Below are 18,651 nucleotides of genomic sequence, written 5' to 3' on the forward strand. Positions count from 1 at the left end.
CTCTCATTATTATAGCATTTTTTCGCATAAGGCTGAATAAGTTGTCTTATAGTACAGGCTTGCGCTTATGAGCAGTAACTTAATGTGTGAGGGGTTGAAGCTTGAGTGAAGTGGCATGAAATGGGAGCGGAAGAAGCCATCGAGGCGCTTCATTCCAATGACCGGGAAGGCCTTGGTCAGGAAGAAGCAAGAAAACGGAAAAGCAGATACGGCACGAATGAATTAAAAGAAGCAGAAAAGCCCTCAGCTATTTTGCTCTTTTTAGCTCAGTTCAAGGATTTTATGGTGGTTGTGCTTCTCGGTGCAACCCTTATATCCGGTCTGCTTGGAGAGTACATTGATGCGATTGCTATTATTGCAATTGTACTGCTTAACGGGATTCTTGGATACTATCAGGAAAGGAGGGCTGAAAAATCATTGGAGGCCCTTAAAGAGCTTTCTGCACCTCAGGTGGCAGTGCTGAGGGAAGGGGAGTGGAGGAAGTGTCCTTCAAAGGAGCTTGTACCCGGAGATGTCGTGAAATTTGCAGCAGGAGACAGAATCGGTGCAGATGTGAGGCTGCTTTCTGCAAGGGGTCTTGAAATTGAAGAATCGGCACTAACCGGGGAATCGGTGCCTGCTGTAAAGTCTGTAGAACCTCTCTATTCTGGAAATCCAGGTTTGGGTGACCTTGTTAACCTGGCATTTATGGGAACGCTTGTGACCAGAGGGAGCGGTACCGGCGTTGTAATCGGTACAGGCATGGGGACAGCGATGGGCAAAATTGCAGATTTAATACAAAATGCAGAAACGATGATAACACCTCTTCAAAGGAGACTGGAACAGCTCGGCAAAATACTCATTATCGTCGCATTGTTATTAACAGTCCTCGTTGTCGGTATAGGGGTGCTTCAAGGACATGAAATGTATGAAATGTTCCTTGCAGGTGTTTCGCTGGCAGTAGCTGCAATACCTGAGGGGCTTCCGGCAATCGTAACAGTTGCCTTGTCGCTAGGCGTTCAAAGAATGATCAAACAAAATTCCATTGTAAGAAAGCTTCCTGCAGTGGAGACATTAGGCTGTGCTTCTGTCATCTGTTCAGATAAAACTGGAACAATGACTCAAAACAAAATGACTGTTGTGAAAATTTGGGCAAGCGCACTTGAATGGGATGTAACGGGCACAGGCTACAGTCCGGAAGGCGGTTTTTTCCGCAATGACAAAAAAATCATACCGGCTGAAAACAAATACCTGCAGCAAATTTTGACCTTTGGCGCTCTTTGCAACAGTGCCCGGCTCTTTGAAAAAGAAGGAGTTTACGCGCTCGATGGTGATCCCACGGAGGGTGCGCTTCTGGCTGCAGCAGCAAAGGGCGGTCTTCCGAAAGACAAGCTTTTGCATAATTTTAGAATTCTTGAAGAATTCCCCTTTGATTCTTCCAGAAAAATGATGAGCGTCATTGTTGAGGATTCGTCAGGAAAAAGATATGCAGTGGTGAAAGGAGCCCCTGACGTTCTGATTGGGCAGTCTAAAGCTGCACTCTGGGAACAAAAACAGCAAATTCTGTCGCCTTTTATAAGAAACAGCATTACACAAGCTGTTCATTCACTGGCCTCACAAGCGCTCAGAACAATCGCCATCGCCTTTAAACCGCTGCCTTCGCAGGGAGGGATTACACAGTTTGAGGCTGAGCGTGATTTGATATTCATTGGTCTTCAGGCAATGATCGATCCTCCGAGACCAGAAGTGAAAAAGGCCATCAGGGAATGTCGTCAGGCGGGAATAAAAACGGTTATGATTACCGGAGATCATGTGATTACAGCAAAAGCTATTGCTAAACAGCTTGATCTCATTCCAGCCGGAGGAAGGGTAATGGACGGGCAGGAGCTTTCCACCCTTTCTGAAGAAGAACTGAAAGATGCTGCAGACGATGTATATGTGTTCGCAAGGGTGTCACCGGAACATAAACTGAAAATAGTGAAAGCTCTTCAAAGCAAGGGCCATATAGTTGCCATGACGGGAGACGGGGTGAATGATGCCCCGGCCATCAAAGCTGCTGACATAGGTATATCCATGGGAATAACAGGTACTGATGTGGCGAAAGAGGCTTCAGCATTAATTTTGGTGGATGATAATTTTGCCACTATAAAATCGGCAATTAGAGAAGGTCGGAATATTTACGAAAACATCAGAAAGTTCATCAGATATTTGCTTGCATCAAATGTTGGAGAGATACTAGTCATGCTGTTTGCGATGATTATGGGACTGCCGCTGCCGCTTGTACCGATTCAAATTCTCTGGGTGAATCTTGTGACAGATGGACTGCCGGCAATGGCCTTGGGACTGGATAAACCAGAGGATGACCTGATGAACCGAAAGCCGCGCCATCCAAACGAAGGCGTTTTCGCGCGAGGGCTGGCCTGGAAAGTGTTATCCCGGGGCTTTCTAATTGGTGCAGCCACCCTGATTGCCTTTTTGGTTGTTTATAATAGAGAGCCCGAACAATTGGCGTATGCACAAACAATTGCCTTTGCGACCCTTGTAATGGCCCAGCTGATTCATGTTTTCGACTGCCGGAGCGAGCGTTCTATATTTGAACGGAACCCCTTTGGCAATCCATATTTGATTGGCGCAGTTGCCTCATCAATTGTTTTAATGGCTGTTGTCATTTATTATCCGCCTTTACAGCCGATCTTTCATACGGTAGCTATTGAACTCCGTGACTGGCTGCTTGTGCTCGGAATGGCTTCCATTCCCACTTTTTTACTCGCCGGCTCACTTTTAACAAGAAAATCATAATGTATTATGCTATAATTCAGAAGGTAATAGAATTCGTCTATTACCTTTTCTTTTTCTGCACTTTGAAAACATCAGCATGCTGACCTAAAGATGCTGCTTACCTCAGAAAACGTCATTTCGCAGCAATGCATCTATGACTGTATTTTGAGATGCAGACAGCGGTTTTCTTAGTAAAAGGATACATGAAATGGAAGTGATGGAATGATTTCAAGTATGACAGGCTACGGTAGATCGGATATATCTGCTGATCATATCTCTGTTTTTGCAGAAATAAAGACAGTAAATCACCGATTTTCAGAAATTAGCTTAAGAATACCTAGACAATTGATGCCTATTGAGGATAAAATCAAAAAAGTAATTGCCGGGAAAATCCAAAGAGGCAGAATAGAAGTATACATAACCGTAGAGGGCGAGCAGCCTGCCAGCAGAAAAGTATCAACAGACTGGGAGCTGGCAGATTCATATATCGATACCTTAAAGGAAATGAAACAGAGATACGGCATACAGTCTCCTCTGGATCTGAGTCACATTCTTCAGTTTCCGCAGATTATTGAATTTAAGGAAGCAGCAGACGTTCATGAAGGACTTGAAGTTCTTACTTTAAATGCAGTTTCACAGGCAGCAGACTCTGTAGTCCTGATGAGGAGAACAGAAGGAGCACAGCTTCAAAAAGATTTGCTGTTGAGGCTTTCGGAGATGGAACAAAGCACCAAAGACATTGCAGAGCTGGCACCGCGTGTAGTAGAAGCCTATCGGGAAAGACTCAGCAGGAGGCTGGAAGAGTTCCTGGGAAATGCTGTGGATGAGAACAGGCTGCTTACAGAGGCGGCAATTTTTGCAGACAGAGCAGACATCACGGAGGAACTGATCAGGCTGCAGAGCCATGTTCAGCAGTTTCAAGAAACTCTGCATTGGAGTGAACCGGTCGGCAGAAAGCTTGATTTTATTGTTCAAGAAATGAACAGGGAGGCTAACACCATCGGCTCCAAGGCAAATGATAATAGCATTTCAAGCCTGGTTGTCCATCTGAAAAGCATCATCGAAAAAGTAAAGGAACAAGTTCAAAATATTGAATAAACTTTAAGGCAGCCTTGTTTAGGCAGTTCGCCTTAGGGTTAGACTAGACATGATACATACAGGGGGAGCAAGGGATGGCAATTAAACTAATCAATATCGGCTTTGGCAACATTGTCTCCGCAAATAGAATTATATCTATTATCAGCCCTGAGTCTGCTCCTATTAAGAGGATGATCCAGGATGCCAGGGACAGAGGAATGCTGATTGATGCTACATACGGCCGCAGAACCAGAGCTGTGGTGGTAATGGACAGCGACCATATTATATTGTCTGCGGTTCAGCCCGAGACAGTGGCGCAAAGGCTGTCAATTAAAGAGGAGTTAACGGATGAAGGGTAGGGTACAGAGCAGTATGAAGGAAAGAGGATTGTTAATTGTACTTTCCGGTCCGTCAGGAGTCGGAAAAGGAACCGTGAGAAAAGAAATTTTTTCACAGACTGATACTAAGTTTGAATATTCCATTTCAGTTACCACAAGAAAACCACGGGAAGGCGAGGTGGATGGAATTGATTATTTCTTCAGAACTAGAGAAGAGTTTGAAGAAATGATTGAGAACAAAAAGCTTCTCGAATGGGCCGAATTTGTCGGCAACTATTATGGAACACCTGTGGATTATGTTGAAAAAACATTAAGCGAAGGCAAAGATGTATTCCTTGAAATTGAAGTGCAGGGAGCCATTCAGGTACGTGAGATTTTCCCGGAAGGATTGTTTATTTTTCTCGCACCGCCAAGCCTTGGAGAGCTGAAGAACAGAATTGTAACCCGAGGAACAGAAACTGATGATGTTATCGCAAATAGAATGAAAGCAGCCAAAGCTGAAATAGAGCTGATGGATGCTTATGATTATGTTGTGGAGAATGATACTGTCCTTCATGCTTGCGAGCGTATTAAATCCATTGTAACGGCGGAACACTGCCGTAGAGAAAGAGTGTCACCAAGATACAAAAAGATGCTGGAGGTCGAATAATATGTTAGATCCGTCAATTGACTCACTAATGAACAAGCTTGATTCAAAATATACACTGGTAAGCGTAGCAGCCAAGCGCGCAAGGGAGATGCAGATCAAGCAAGATCAGCAGATCGTTAAGCCCAAATCCCACAAGTTTGTTGGAAAGGCTTTGGAGGAAATTGAAGCAGGTATGCTGAAGTTCGAAAAAGTTGAGGATAATTAATTTTCTTTTAACAACCTAGATATAGGTTGTTATTTTTTTCTAAATATATTGGAAATGGAATAAAAGTGTGAGCTGCTCAAGCGACTTTGTCGGGGGTATCGGGTTAAATTAGGGTGAATGGTAGGATTTATATGAAACTCCAAAAATAGGGGCGCGATGAAGGACAAGACTGAGAGGAAAAGCCGGTGAAATGTCCTTCATAAGGGTGATGAAGGACAGAATTGGGTAGATAAATTGGCAGCAGGGAGAAGATTCTTGCAGAGGCCAATTTGAAGAAGCGAGTATAAGTGCAACTAAGCCTCTGTCTAACGCCTTACGGCTTGCCAATCGGCAAGTTTTCTTTATACTCGCTTATAATAAATTGGCAGCAGGGAGAAGATCGACGCAGAGGCCAATTTAATGAAGCGAGTATAAGTGCAACTAAGCCTCTGTCTGCGCCAATCGGCAAGTTTTCTTTATACTTCGCTTTATTATATTTTTTGGAAACGAGTATAAGTGCAACTAAGCCTCTGTCTTCGCCTTACGGCTTGCCAATCGGCAAGTTTTCTTTATACTCGCCTATGATAAATTGGCAGCAAGGGGAAGATCGACGCAGAAGCCAATTTAACGAAGCGAGTATAAGTGCAACTAGGCCTCTGTCTTCGCCTGCGGCTTGCCAATCGGCAAGTTTTCTTTATACGTCGCCTATGATAAATTGGCAGCAAGGGGAAGATCGACGCAGAAGCCAATTTAACGAAGCGAGTATAAGTGCAACTAGGCCTCTGTCTTCGCCTTACGGCTTGCCAATCGGCAAGTTTTCTTTATACATCGCTATAGAAAATAATTTAACGAAGCGAGTATAAGTGCAACTAGGCCTCTGTCTGCGCCTGCGGCTTGCCAATCGGCAAGTTTTCTTTATACGTCGCTTATAATATTTAATTGGAAGCGAGTATAAGTGCAACTAGGCCTCTGTCTGCGCCTGCGGCTTGCCAATCGGCAAGTTTTCTTTATACTTCGCTTTATTATATTTTTTGGAAGCGAGTATAAGTGCAACTAGGCCTCTGTCTGCGCCTGCGGCTTGCCAATCGGCAAGTTTTCTTTATACTTCGCTTTATTATATTTTTTGGAAGCGAGTATAAGTGCAACTAGGCCTCTGTCTGCGCCTGCGGCTTGCCAATCGGCAAGTTTTCTTTATATGTAAAACACTGATAAAATAGAAGCATATCTAGTTTGAGCGGAGGGAAATCATGGGAAACGGGAAGAAGATTCTGCTGGGGGTCAGCGGAGGGATTGCAGTATATAAAGCAGCTGCTCTTACCAGCAAGCTGGTTCAGGCAGGCTATCAGGTAAAGGTGATGATGAGTGATTCCGCTATAAAGTTTGTGTCGCCGCTTACCTTTCAGGCTATCTCAAGAAATGATGTTTATATTGATACTTTTGATGAAAAAAATTCCGAAGTGATCGCACATATCGATCTGGCAGACTGGGCTGATTTGATTATCATAGCACCTGCAACCGCCAATGTAATCGGAAAGCTTGCGCATGGCATTGCCGATAATATGATTACAACGACTCTTTTGGCGTCACAAGCTCCTGTATGGCTGGCTCCTGCGATGAATGTGAATATGTACAACCACCCCGCTGTTCAAAAAAACATCAGTACCCTTGCCGGCACCGGCTATCAGTTTATTGAGCCAAGTGAAGGTTATTTGGCATGCGGTTATATTGGAAAAGGCAGATTGGAAGAGCCTGAAAAAATTACAGCGTTGGTTCATGATTACTTTTCAGCTGAAGTACATTCATTACCTTTAAAGGGCAAGCATGTGCTGATTACAGCAGGCCCGACCAGGGAAGAACTGGATCCTGTCAGGTTCTTTTCCAATGCTTCTACCGGGAAGATGGGGTACAGCATCGCATCACAAGCAGTTGCGATGGGAGCCAGAGTTACGTTAATTTCCGGCCCGGTTTCTTTAGAAGCACCAACAGGAGCAGAACTCATCCAGGTGGAATCAGCGGAACAAATGTTTGAACGAGTGCTGCAGCGGTATGATGAAGCAGATATTGTCATTAAAACTGCAGCAGTCGCAGATTACCGACCTAAATTCTCCAGCAGCCAGAAGATGAAAAAAAGCGAAGGAACATTGGTTATTGAGATGGAAAGAACACCGGATATCCTGAAGGAACTCGGTCGGAGAAAACGTAATCAGATCCTGGTCGGTTTTGCTGCAGAGACAAATTCGGTAGAAGAGTACGCGAAAAGAAAGTTACAGGAGAAAAATCTTGATTTTATAGTAGCAAACAATGTTTCAGAAGAAGGCGCGGGTTTTGGCACAGACACCAATATTGTGACCATCTATAGGAGAGACGGCGAACACATTGAACTACCTCTGCTGCAGAAAAAAGAAGTGGCTGACAGACTCCTTGCAGCCGTTGCGGCAGTCTCAGGAAGTGAAACTAAATGAATTTTGCTAGTGTCATTGTGGATGTCCCAGCGAAACAAACAGATAAGCCGTTTGATTATGAAATACCTGCTGCCTGGAAAAACCTTATCAAGCCGGGAATGAGGGTAGTCGTGCCTTTTGGGCCTCGAAAAGTACAGGGGTTTGTTATCGATATCAAGGAAGAAGCTGATTACCCGAAAACCCGTAAAATAGTCGAAGTGCTGGATTTGACACCTTCATTAACGCCGGAACTTCTGGAAGTGGGGCACTGGCTGACTGAAACGACTCTGTGCTTTAAAATTACAGCGTTTGGAGCAATGCTGCCGGCAGCCATGAAGGCGAAATATGAAAAGGAAATCCTTCTTGTGAAAGAAGAGTTCAGAGACTCTCTTTCTCAAGACGTACAGCCCTATTTTATTAACAGCAATAGCTTTGCCTGGAGTGAAGCTGAAAAAGCAGGTATCCTGCCAAACCTTCAAAAAGAAATTGAAAAAGGGCTGCTTGAGGTCTATTATAAAGTAAGCCAAAAAGGAAACAGGAAAACCACCAGGTACATCAAGGCTGCATTAAACCAAAAGCAGCTGTTGGAAGCAGCAGAGGAAATGCCGGCCCAAGCCCGCAAACAAAAGGAATTGCTGGAGTTTTTTTCAGAAACAGAAGATGCTGCCTTTACTTCTCAGGAGCTTCAGGCAGCAGCAGCAGCGTCAGATTCCACAATCAGAAGCCTTGTGAAAAAGGGCTTTCTTCAAGAAGAGTGGGTGGAAAGCTACCGTGATCCTTATGCAGATAGACGTTTTGAACAAACAGAGCCTCTTTCTTTAACAGAAGAACAGGAAGGGGCCATAAAACCTATCCTTCAAAAGGTGGAAGACGGGCAGCATCATGTGTTTTTAATGTATGGTGTTACTGGAAGCGGAAAAACGGAGGTTTACCTTCAATCAATTGAGGCAGTGCTGCAAAAAGGAAAAGAAGCAATCGTTCTGGTGCCTGAAATAGCTTTGACACCCCAGATGGTTGAAAGATTCAAGGGGAGATTCGGCTCTCTTGTCGCTGTTTTGCACAGCGGCCTGTCAACAGGCGAAAAGTATGATGAATGGCGCAAAATTCAAAGAAAAGAAGTCAAGCTTGTCGTAGGAGCCCGATCAGCAATATTTGCTCCTTTTGAAAATCTTGGCATGATTATTATAGACGAAGAGCATGAAACCAGCTATAAACAGGAAGAAAACCCAAGATATCATGCAAGGGACGCGGCTATTTTCAGGGCCAGAAAACACAATTGTCCTGTCGTTCTTGGAAGTGCCACTCCGACACTAGAATCTTTTGCAAGAGCAAAAAAAGGAAATTATGAGCTGCTGTCATTGCAGGGAAGGGTTAACAGCAGGCCAATGCCGGAAGTCTCCATTGTTGATATGCGGGAAGAGCTGCGAAAAGGAAACAGAACAATGTTTTCCACGGAGCTTTTAGAGCAGTTGAGAAACAGAGTGGAAAAAGGCCAGCAGTCTGTATTGTTTTTAAATAAAAGAGGATATTCTTCTTTTGTCATGTGCAGGGATTGCGGCTATGCAATTCAATGTCCTCATTGTGACATTTCGCTGACTTATCATCGCTCAGGTCAGCAGCTGAAGTGCCATTACTGCGGACATGAAGAGCCAATGCCGAGTGTTTGCCCGGAATGCAGCAGTGAGCATATACGCTTTTTTGGAACAGGGACTCAAAAAGTGGAGGAAGAGCTTGCGAAAGTCCTTCCTGAAGCCCGTGTGATTAGAATGGACGTGGATACGACCGGAAGAAAAGGAGCTCATGAAAAACTTCTTTCTGCCTTTGGAACTGGTGAAGCCGATATTCTCCTTGGTACGCAAATGATTGCCAAGGGGCTGGATTTTCCGAAAGTTACCCTCGTAGGTGTGCTTGCTGCAGATACGATGCTGCACCTTCCTGATTTCAGGGCTTCCGAAAAGACATTTCAGCTCTTGACCCAGGTGAGCGGAAGGGCGGGACGGCATCTTTTATCGGGTGAAGTCATCATTCAGACATATACGCCTGAACATTACAGTATTCAACTGACAAAGCAGCATAACTATCTGGCTTTTTACGAGCAGGAAATGCAGCTCAGAAAACAATACGCTTATCCTCCTTTTTATTACCTGGCTCTCGTGACAGTGTCTCATCCCGATCTTCTCGGAGCGGTCTCTGCAAGTGAGAAAATCGTGTCATTTCTGCAGGCCCAGCTACAGGTTTCTACTCAGATATTAGGTCCTGCTGCATCTCCAATTCCCCGGATTAACAATAGATATCGTTATCAATGCATGATAAAATACAAACGGGAAAATAACCTTGCTGCAGCTTTAAAAGCTGTAAATGAACGGTTTCAACAGGAAATGCAGCAGAATGGCCTTGGCATCAGCATAGATTTGAACCCTTATCAGCTCATGTAGTTTAAAAGAAATTTGATTGAGGAAAGCTAGATTTACTGAATTTTTTTTTGGAGGTACAGTTTTGTCTATTTTAAAGATTGTTACGTATCCGGCTGAAGTGCTCGAAAGAAAATGTGAGCCGGTTACAGAGTTTGATCGAAATCTTGCACGGCTTTTAAATAATATGTATGACACGATGATTGAAGAGGATGGAGTCGGCCTTGCAGCTCCTCAGGTAGGAATTTGCAAAAGGGTCGCCATTGTTGATATAGGAGACGAGACGGGAACGATAGAACTAATCAATCCTGAAGTAATAGAAGAGAAAGGCACCCAGACCGGACCAGAAGGCTGCTTGAGCTTTCCTGGATTATTTGGAGAAGTAGCGCGTTCTCAATTTGTTAAAGTCTCAGCAATGAACCGGAAGGGAAAACCTTTTGTTATAGAAGCAACAGGTTTCCTGGCTAGAGCTCTTCAGCATGAAATCGACCATTTGAATGGTGTTTTATTTACTTCAAAGGTTTCCCGCTATTTTGAGGAAGATGAGCTTGAAGAGATGGAAGGTGAAGAATGATGACAAAAATAGTGTTTATGGGTACACCGGACTTTGCAGTACCGGTGCTGCGCCAGTTGATAGAAGAAGGCTATGATGTGGCAGCCGTAGCAACGCAGCCTGACAGGCCTAAGGGAAGAAAAAAGGTGCTGACTCCTCCTCCTGTAAAGGTGGAAGCTGAAAAGCACGGACTTCCTGTTTATCAGCCGGAAAAGATTAGAAATTCGAGTGAACTGGAAGAGATCCTGGCGCTGGAGCCTGATCTCGTAATTACTGCTGCTTTTGGACAAATACTTCCCAAAGAACTGCTTGATGCACCTAGGCTCGGCTGTATTAATGTTCACGCGTCGCTTCTGCCTGAGCTCCGCGGAGGGGCTCCCATTCATTATGCAATTATGGAAGGCAAGAAAAAGACCGGTGTCACCATTATGTATATGGCTGAAAAGCTGGATGCTGGAGATATTCTTACTCAGACAGAAGTTGAAATTGACGAAAGAGATCACGTCGGTTCCATGTTCGATAAACTGAGCACAGCAGGTGCAGATCTACTGTCAAAAACGCTTCCAGACCTGATTGAGGGCAGATTGCAGGCAGAAAAGCAGGATGAGGGAAAAGTTACCTTTGCCTCCAACATTAAAAGAGAACAGGAAGAGATTGACTGGACACGTGATGGAGAGAGCATCTACAACCACATCAGGGGAATGCACCCATGGCCGGTAGCTTTTACAAAACTAAATGGTGATGTGATGAAAATTTGGTGGGGAGAAAAAATGGAAAGCTCCAATAAAGCTGAGCCTGGAACAGTCATTGGCCAGGATTCAGACGGCTTTGTTGTCGCCACAGGGGATAGTACTGCCATCAAGGTTGTCGACCTTCAGCCTGCAGGGAAAAAACGAATGTCAGGCAAGGATTATCTGAGGGGTACCTCCCTTGCAGCGGGCACGAAGCTTGGAGATGACCATGAGTAAAAGCAGCAATGTAAGAGAAGTTGCATTGGATGCACTTATATCGATAGAAAAAAATCAGGCCTACAGCAATCTTCTGCTGAATTCTGTAATCAATAAGCATCATTTGAACGAAAAGGATGTCGGTCTGCTGACAGAGCTCGTATACGGAACCCTCCAGCGGAGAGATACACTTTCCTATTATTTATCAGCTTTTACGGCAAAAAATAAAAAGCTGGAAAAGTGGGTTGAAACATTATTGAAATTATCTATTTACCAGATGGTTTATTTGGAAAGAATACCAGACAGGGCCGTTATTTTTGAAGCGGTTGAAATTGCCAAAAAAAGAGGCCATAAGGGTATATCCTCTTTGGTTAACGGCATTCTTCGCGGAATTCAGCGCAATGGTCTTCCAAATTTTGATTCAATAAAAGATCCCCTTGAAAAAATATCGGTTGAGACAAGCCATCCTTACTGGCTGGTTAAACAATGGGCTGATGAAGCTGGGATTGAGGAAGCCAGAAGAATGTGTGAAATCAATCTGCAGCCTCCGATTCAGACAGCCAGAATCAACAGAATGAGAACCACCATGGCTGATTTGCTTGTACTGCTGGAACAGGAAGGGATTTCCGCAGAAAAAGGTGATTTATCTCAGGATTCCATCAAAATACTAAAAGGAAATCTTGCCAGAACAGCCGCATTCAAAAACGGGTTATTAACAATTCAGGATGAAAGCTCAATGCTTACAGCAAGAGCCTTGAATGCTTCCCAAGAGGATAAGGTTCTGGATGCATGTGCTGCTCCCGGCGGAAAAACCTCTCATATTGCGGAATTGATGGACGGACAGGGCAAGGTCGTTTCTTTAGATCTGCATGAACACAAAGTCAAGCTAATTAAGGAGCAGGCTGAGAGGCTCGGATTACAAAACGTCGATGCAAAAGCGATGGATGCAAGACTTGCCGGAGAAGCTTTTCAAAAAGAAGAGTTCTCTAAAGTTCTGGTGGACGCACCATGCTCTGGATTCGGGGTAATCAGAAGAAAGCCTGATATAAAGTATACAAAAAAGCCTGGTGACATCAGCAAGCTTGCCTCTATTCAGCTGGAGATTTTGAATTCAGTAGCACCACTTGTAAAAAAAGGTGGTACACTTGTATATAGTACTTGTACAATTGAACGTGAGGAAAACAAAGACGTAGTTAACAAATTTCTGGAAAGTCATCCGCAGTTTGAAGCAGATACAGATCTCGCTGAAAGAATGCCTGAAAAGGCAAGGCCCTTTGTGAAAAACGGTCAGCTTCAGCTTTTGCCCCACTACTTTGGCACGGACGGATTTTTTATAGCAAGTTTAAAAAGGAAGGTGTAATACCACTATGAAACAACAAGAAGAACAAACAGCTGAAAAAAAGAAAAATAAATCTCCTGAAAAGCCCTCCATCTATTCTCTAAAATTGGAAGAGCTGAAAAAGTGGCTTACTGCCAACGGAGAGAAGAGTTTTAGGGCAGAGCAGGTATTTGACTGGCTGTATGTAAAAAGGGCGGCTTCTTTTGAAGAAATGTCTAATCTTTCTAAGAATTTAAGAGATCTGCTCCAGGAACATTTCGTATTAACCACTTTAAAAACACTCATACAGCAAACCTCCGCTGATGGTACGATGAAGTTTTTATTTGAATTGCATGATGGCTATTCTATTGAAACCGTATTAATGAGGCACGAGTATGGAAACTCTGTATGTGTCACAACTCAGGTAGGCTGCAGAATCGGCTGTACCTTCTGCGCATCAACACTTGGCGGCTTAAAGAGGAATCTGGAAGCAGGAGAAATTGTTGCACAGGTTGTAAAAGTACAGCAGGCACTGGATGAACTGGACGAGCGTGTCAGCAGTGTTGTGATTATGGGAATCGGGGAGCCATTTGATAATTACGATGCTATGATGTCATTTTTGACAATTATCAACCATGACAAAGGGCTGAATATAGGAGCCCGCCACATTACTGTATCCACAAGCGGCATCATCCCGAAAATCTATAAATTTGCCGATGAAAAAACGCAAATCAATTTTGCCATTTCCCTCCATGCACCTAATAATGAAATCAGAAGCAGACTGATGCCGATTAATAAAGCTTACAAACTTACAGATTTAATGGAAGCTGTAAAGTATTATATTGAAAAAACAGGCCGCCGAATCAGCTTTGAATATGGGTTGTTCGGGGGAGTGAATGACGGTGTAGAGCATGCAGAAGAACTTGCGGAGCTTGTTAAAGGAGTAAAATGCCATATCAACCTGATTCCTGTTAACTATGTTCCTGAGCGGGATTATGTAAGAACACCGAAAGAGAAGATCTTTGAATTTGAAAAAACATTAAAAAAACGCGGAGTAAATGTTACTATTCGACGCGAACAAGGTCACGACATAGATGCAGCATGCGGACAGTTGAGAGCGAAGGAGCGTAAAGAGGAGACGAGGTGACAAGGTGAAGACGGTCTTTTTAACAGATAGGGGTAGAGTAAGAAAGATAAACGAGGACAATGCAGGTGTATTTCTCAACGAGGCCGGCATTGTTCTGGCCCTTGTGGCAGACGGGATGGGAGGCCACCTTGCAGGAGATGTAGCGAGTGAAATGGCTGTGAAGCAGCTGCAGGCTTTGTGGGAGCAGGAAAACAGCATCAGCACGCCTGAACAAGCTGAAGAGTGGCTGAAAGAAAATGTTCTGAAAGTGAATAAACACTTATACAGGCATGCACTTGAAAACCCAGAGTGCCAGGGTATGGGAACAACTCTGGTAGCTGCTGTATGTACGGAAGCATTTGCCACCATAGGGCATATAGGCGACAGCAGGTGCTACCTGCTCAATTCCAGCGGGTTCAAACAAATCACTGAGGATCATTCGCTTGTCAATGAGCTAGTAAGATCAGGACAGATTACAAAAGAAGCTGCCGAACAGCATCCTCGCAAAAATGTCCTGCTTAGAGCACTGGGTACAGAAGATCATGTTGAACTCGAGGTGTCCTCACTAAGTCTGGAAGAGTCAGAGACACTCCTGCTTTGTTCAGACGGACTCTCAAATAAAGTGAGCGATGAAGATATTGCAGCCATTTTAAAAAGAGATCAGCCATTGGAGGAAAAAGCAGAAACTCTGATCAGTCATGCGAACGAAAACGGCGGAGAAGATAATATTACTATTGTCATAGCAGAGCAGACGGCTGCTTCCGAAAAGGGTGAGCAGACGTGTTAATCGGCAAAAGAATAAACGGCCGTTACAAGATTAAGGAAGTAATCGGCGGCGGTGGAATGGCTAATGTATATCTGGCCAAAGATGTGATACTTGAAAGAGAAGTAGCTCTTAAAGTCTTAAGGTTTGATTTTGCTAATGATGATGAGTTTATCAGAAGGTTCAGACGGGAAGCTCAATCTGCAACAAGCCTGGCTCACCCTAACATTGTCAGCATTTACGATGTAGGAGAAGAAAAAGATATTTATTATATCGTGATGGAATATGTAGACGGCACTACGCTGAAGCAATACATACAGCAAAAAGCGCCTTTGCATCCAAGAGAGGCTGTCAACATTATGGAGCAGATTGTTTCTGCAATCGCCCATGCCCATGACAACCAGATTGTCCATCGGGATATTAAACCTCATAATATTTTGATAGACGGGCATGGAAATGTGAAAGTCACAGATTTTGGTATTGCTATGGCGCTAAGTTCCACAACCATTACACAGACAAATTCAGTGCTGGGAACTGTCCACTACCTATCACCCGAGCAGGCGAGAGGCGGGCTTGCGACAAAGAAATCTGACATATACTCACTGGGAATCGTTTTATTTGAGCTGCTTACAGGAAGGCTCCCATTTGACGGGGAATCAGCAATCAGCATTGCCCTGAAACATCTACAGTCTGAAACGCCTTCTCCCAAACGATGGAATAGTGCTGTTCCCCAAAGTGTAGAGAATATTATACTGAAGGCAACAGCAAAAGATCCCTTTTACCGGTATGAGTCTGCCGAAGCATTGGAAGAGGATTTAACCACTGCTTTTCGAGCAGACAGGGTAGATGAAAAAAAGCTCGTGATCCCAGTTGATGACGATGTGACGAAAGCAATTCCTGTGATTACCGATGATAAATTTTCCAACAAGGTTACCGATGATACATTAATACACAGCCCTGATAAAGAAGAGGCCGTTCATAACAGCAGTGAAATCACAACAAAGAAGAAATCCAAAAAGAAGAAAAAGAAAAAAGGGAAAACAGCTAAAATTCTTGTTTCTATCTTTTTAATCCTTGTTCTTGCAGCAGTATCTGCATTCACCGTGCTCCCGTCTGTATTGCTTCCTAAAGATATTGAGGTGCCTGATGTCTCAGGTCAGCAATATGAAACGGCTGTATCTATGCTCGTTGAATCAGGTTTTCTCGTGGAGGATCCCATCCTTTCTGATGATGAAGAAGTCCCTGAAGGAGATGTGATAAGAACTGATCCAGTCAGGGGAGCAATGGCTAAAGAAGGTTCGCTCGTGAAGATTTATAAAAGCTCAGGCAAGAAAAGATCTGTGATTGAGGATTATGAGGGACAGAATATAGACAGAGTCAGAAGTATTCTGGACAGGCGCGGTTTTGCCAATATTGAAGTAGAAGAGGTTTTTGATGAATCCTCACCGGGAACCATCCTTGACCAGGATCCTGCGGGCGGAACGGAAATTGTCCCTTCAGAAGAAGAAATCATGTTTACAGTCAGTAAAGGTCCGGAAGCTGTTACTTTGAGAAATCTTGCAGGATACTCCAAAGAAGCTGTTTATGCTTATGAAGAAGATAAAGGAATCAGCATGATTGAAAGTGAAGAGTATTCTGATACTGTTCCAAGAGGACAAGTGATTTCCCAAAACCCTGCAGCTGGAGAAAGTGTTATGCCTGGAGACAGGGTAAATGTTGTTTTTTCCCTTGGGCCTCAAGAACGGCCTGTGAAATCCGTTGTGAAAACAATTGATATACCTTTTGACGAAGAATACGGGGAGGAAGCTGGAGTTAGGATTTCCATCGATGATGCTGAGCATTCCATTTCTGATCCTTTCGAAGAGTTTACAATCACTGAGTCAACAAGCAGAACAATTGAGTTTAAAATAGGAGCAGACCAAAAAGCGTACTATCAGGTCATGATCAATGATAAGGTCATTCAATCTGATACAATCCCATACCCGGAATAAGGAGGAAGTTTATGCCTGAAGGCAAAATTGTGAAAGCATTGAGCGGGTTTTATTATGTATTGGACGGTAACAGGAAAGTACAGTGCAGAGGCAGGGGAATATTTAGAAAAAATAAGATTACTCCCCTTGTAGGCGACGAAGTAGTCTATCAGGCGGAGAATGATCTTGAGGGCTATATATTGGAAGTAAAGGATCGGAAAAATGAATTGATTAGACCGCCCATTTCCAACGTCGATCAGGCGATTCTCGTATTTTCTGCATTAGAACCCGAATTTAGTCCTGTCCTGCTTGACCGATTCCTTGTTTTAATTGAAGCCAATGAAATAGAACCGATCATTTGCATCAGCAAAATGGATCTCCTTGAGGATAAGGGGGGAAAAAGCCGCCTGGAATCCTACATAAGGGATTACAGGGACATTGGCTATCATGTTGTGCTGACTTCCGCACTCGAAGAAGAAAGCCTGCAGCCGCTTCTGCCTTTTTTCCAAGAACGAATATCTGTATTTGCAGGTCAGTCCGGTGTAGGTAAATCAAGCCTTTTGAACGCACTGAAACCTGAACTGGAGTTAAAAACAAATGATATTTCTAATCATCTTGGCAGGGGAAAACATACAACAAGGCACGTAGAGCTGATTCACGTTGGTGATGGCCTGGTTGCTGACACACCAGGATTCAGTTCGCTGGATTTTACGGATATTGAAGTAGAAGAACTTTCATATTGCTTTCCTGAAATGAGAAAGAAAAGTGCAGATTGCAAATTCCGGGCCTGTACTCATACAGCTGAACCTAAATGTGCTGTAAAAGCAGCTGTTGAAACTGGAGGCATTACCGAACACCGCTATAAAAACTACCTTAGTTTTTTAGAAGAAATTAAAGACAGAAAGCCGAGGTATTAAACATGGTAAAGATCGCACCTTCCATATTAGCAGCCAACTTCGCAAGATTGGAAGAAGAAATACAAAGTGTTGAAGCAGGAGGCGCAGATTATATCCATATTGACGTGATGGACGGGCACTTTGTACCGAATATCACAATTGGGCCGCTTGTAGTAGATGCTGTCAGGCCGATTACAAAGCTTCCTTTAGATGTACATTTGATGATTGAAAAGCCGGAAGCATATATTGACGCCTTTGTGGAAGCAGGGGCTGATATAATCTCTGTACATGTGGAAGCTTCTCCACATTTGCATAGAACCATTGAGCAGATTAAGCAAAAGGGCATTAAAGCTGGTGTCGTGCTGAATCCACACACACCTGTGGAAACGATTGAGGGTATTTTGGAAGAAGTAGATCTTATTCTGATTATGTCAGTAAATCCCGGATTTGGCGGGCAGACATTTATTCAGTCGTCTCTAAAGAAAATGCGCACTCTGTCTCAATGGAAAAAAGAAAGAAATCTGTCTTATGAAATAGAAGTAGACGGCGGGGTAAATGAGGAAACAGCTAAACTCTGCAAAGAAGCCGGAGCTGATGTGTTGGTTGCTGGTTCAGCCATTTATCAGCAAAACGACCGTGCAGCTGCCATAAGAGCAATCAGAGGATAGTATTTTAGTTGTAAAGTCAAGAACCGCCGATATGATGGCGGTTCTTTTAGTTGTGAAAGTTTCTGTTGCATTTTTGAGCAAAAGATGAAATTCTGGGAGGGATGTTTCACTTGCACCAATGCTTATCATACAGTTTCTGTATACAGCATAGAACCCGATAAACCTGGTTAAGCACTTTCTCAAATAATAGGCTTAACAATTCCGCATATTGGATAAATCTTAAAAAAGCGCTAATTAACCTGAGGTATTTCGTCTTCAGACCCATAAGCAGCACAAAATGAGGGGTTGATGAGATAAACGGAAACGCTTACCTTATTTTATTCCCATTATTTATCTTTATCCGACAGAAGACTCCCTCTTCAAGCGGGTGATGAGCTTTAGCTCAGCGATAAGGGGGAGATGAATGGCGGTTGGCGATAGCCAAAACACTCACTGTCATGGTAAAATCAGAACGTGCGTTCCTATAAAGCGAGGTGAAATCATGTTAGTTAAAAAGGCGTTTAAGTTTCGTATCTTCCCTAATCAAAAACAAATGGAGTTAATCAATAAGACG

At 43.6% G+C, this 18,651-nt stretch carries 16 protein-coding genes; all 16 read left to right on the plus strand.

Annotated elements, in window-relative coordinates:
- Positions 1-105: 105 nt before the first annotated feature.
- Positions 106-2,778, plus strand: coding sequence for a calcium-translocating P-type ATPase, SERCA-type (locus GJU40_RS14590; RefSeq protein ID WP_343031565.1), 2,673 nt, complete (start codon positions 106-108; stop codon positions 2,776-2,778).
- A 201-nt stretch (positions 2,779-2,979) separates the two neighbouring features.
- Positions 2,980-3,855: a YicC/YloC family endoribonuclease gene (locus GJU40_RS14595; RefSeq protein ID WP_154308811.1), complete on the plus strand. Its 876-nt coding sequence runs from the start codon at positions 2,980-2,982 to the stop codon at positions 3,853-3,855.
- A gap of 74 nt (positions 3,856-3,929) precedes the next feature.
- Positions 3,930-4,193, plus strand: coding sequence for an extracellular matrix/biofilm regulator RemA (gene remA / locus GJU40_RS14600; protein ID WP_154308812.1), 264 nt, complete (start codon positions 3,930-3,932; stop codon positions 4,191-4,193).
- A 13-nt stretch (positions 4,194-4,206) separates the two neighbouring features.
- The gene (gene gmk / locus GJU40_RS14605) at positions 4,207-4,821 is read left to right on the plus strand and encodes a guanylate kinase (protein WP_154308823.1); all 615 of its coding nucleotides are present in this window, start codon (positions 4,207-4,209) and stop codon (positions 4,819-4,821) included.
- 1 nt (position 4,822) lies between these two features.
- On the plus strand, positions 4,823-5,026 hold the full coding sequence (gene rpoZ, locus GJU40_RS14610) for a DNA-directed RNA polymerase subunit omega (RefSeq protein WP_154308813.1): 204 nt from the start codon (positions 4,823-4,825) through the stop codon (positions 5,024-5,026).
- Positions 5,027-6,252: 1,226 nt separating this feature from the next.
- The gene (coaBC, locus tag GJU40_RS14615) at positions 6,253-7,467 is read left to right on the plus strand and encodes a bifunctional phosphopantothenoylcysteine decarboxylase/phosphopantothenate--cysteine ligase CoaBC (RefSeq protein ID WP_154308814.1); all 1,215 of its coding nucleotides are present in this window, start codon (positions 6,253-6,255) and stop codon (positions 7,465-7,467) included.
- The gene (priA, locus tag GJU40_RS14620; RefSeq protein WP_154308815.1) at positions 7,464-9,881 is read left to right on the plus strand and encodes a primosomal protein N'; all 2,418 of its coding nucleotides are present in this window, start codon (positions 7,464-7,466) and stop codon (positions 9,879-9,881) included. Before coaBC ends, priA begins: the two co-directional genes overlap by 4 nt.
- Before the next feature lie 61 nt (positions 9,882-9,942).
- A complete protein-coding gene (gene def, locus GJU40_RS14625; RefSeq protein WP_154308816.1) occupies positions 9,943-10,431 on the plus strand; it encodes a peptide deformylase in 489 nt (162 codons plus the stop codon).
- Positions 10,431-11,378 (plus strand): methionyl-tRNA formyltransferase, encoded by a 948-nt coding sequence (fmt, locus tag GJU40_RS14630; protein WP_154308824.1) that lies wholly within the window; start codon positions 10,431-10,433, stop codon positions 11,376-11,378. The genes def and fmt overlap by 1 nt, the downstream gene beginning before the upstream one ends.
- Complete coding sequence (rsmB, locus tag GJU40_RS14635; protein ID WP_154308817.1) at positions 11,371-12,717, plus strand: 16S rRNA (cytosine(967)-C(5))-methyltransferase RsmB; 1,347 nt, start codon at positions 11,371-11,373, stop codon at positions 12,715-12,717. Before fmt ends, rsmB begins: the two co-directional genes overlap by 8 nt.
- Before the next feature lie 7 nt (positions 12,718-12,724).
- Positions 12,725-13,822, plus strand: coding sequence for a dual-specificity RNA methyltransferase RlmN (gene rlmN, locus GJU40_RS14640; protein WP_154308818.1), 1,098 nt, complete (start codon positions 12,725-12,727; stop codon positions 13,820-13,822).
- 4 nt (positions 13,823-13,826) lie between these two features.
- Complete coding sequence (locus tag GJU40_RS14645) at positions 13,827-14,588, plus strand: Stp1/IreP family PP2C-type Ser/Thr phosphatase (protein ID WP_343031566.1); 762 nt, start codon at positions 13,827-13,829, stop codon at positions 14,586-14,588.
- Entirely contained in the window at positions 14,582-16,555 is a 1,974-nt protein-coding gene (gene pknB / locus GJU40_RS14650; RefSeq protein ID WP_343031567.1) for a Stk1 family PASTA domain-containing Ser/Thr kinase, read from the plus strand. Before GJU40_RS14645 ends, pknB begins: the two co-directional genes overlap by 7 nt.
- Before the next feature lie 11 nt (positions 16,556-16,566).
- Entirely contained in the window at positions 16,567-17,451 is an 885-nt protein-coding gene (gene rsgA, locus GJU40_RS14655; protein WP_154308819.1) for a ribosome small subunit-dependent GTPase A, read from the plus strand.
- Positions 17,452-17,453: 2 nt separating this feature from the next.
- A complete protein-coding gene (rpe, locus tag GJU40_RS14660) occupies positions 17,454-18,098 on the plus strand; it encodes a ribulose-phosphate 3-epimerase (protein ID WP_154308820.1) in 645 nt (214 codons plus the stop codon).
- A 481-nt stretch (positions 18,099-18,579) separates the two neighbouring features.
- Positions 18,580-18,651: helix-turn-helix domain-containing protein (locus GJU40_RS14665; RefSeq protein ID WP_154306416.1), on the plus strand; the 72-nt coding region annotated here is incomplete at its 3' end.

Origin of the sequence: Metabacillus lacus (assembly GCF_009674805.1) — a bacterium.
Lineage (GTDB): Bacteria > Bacillota > Bacilli > Bacillales > Bacillaceae > Metabacillus_C > Metabacillus_C lacus.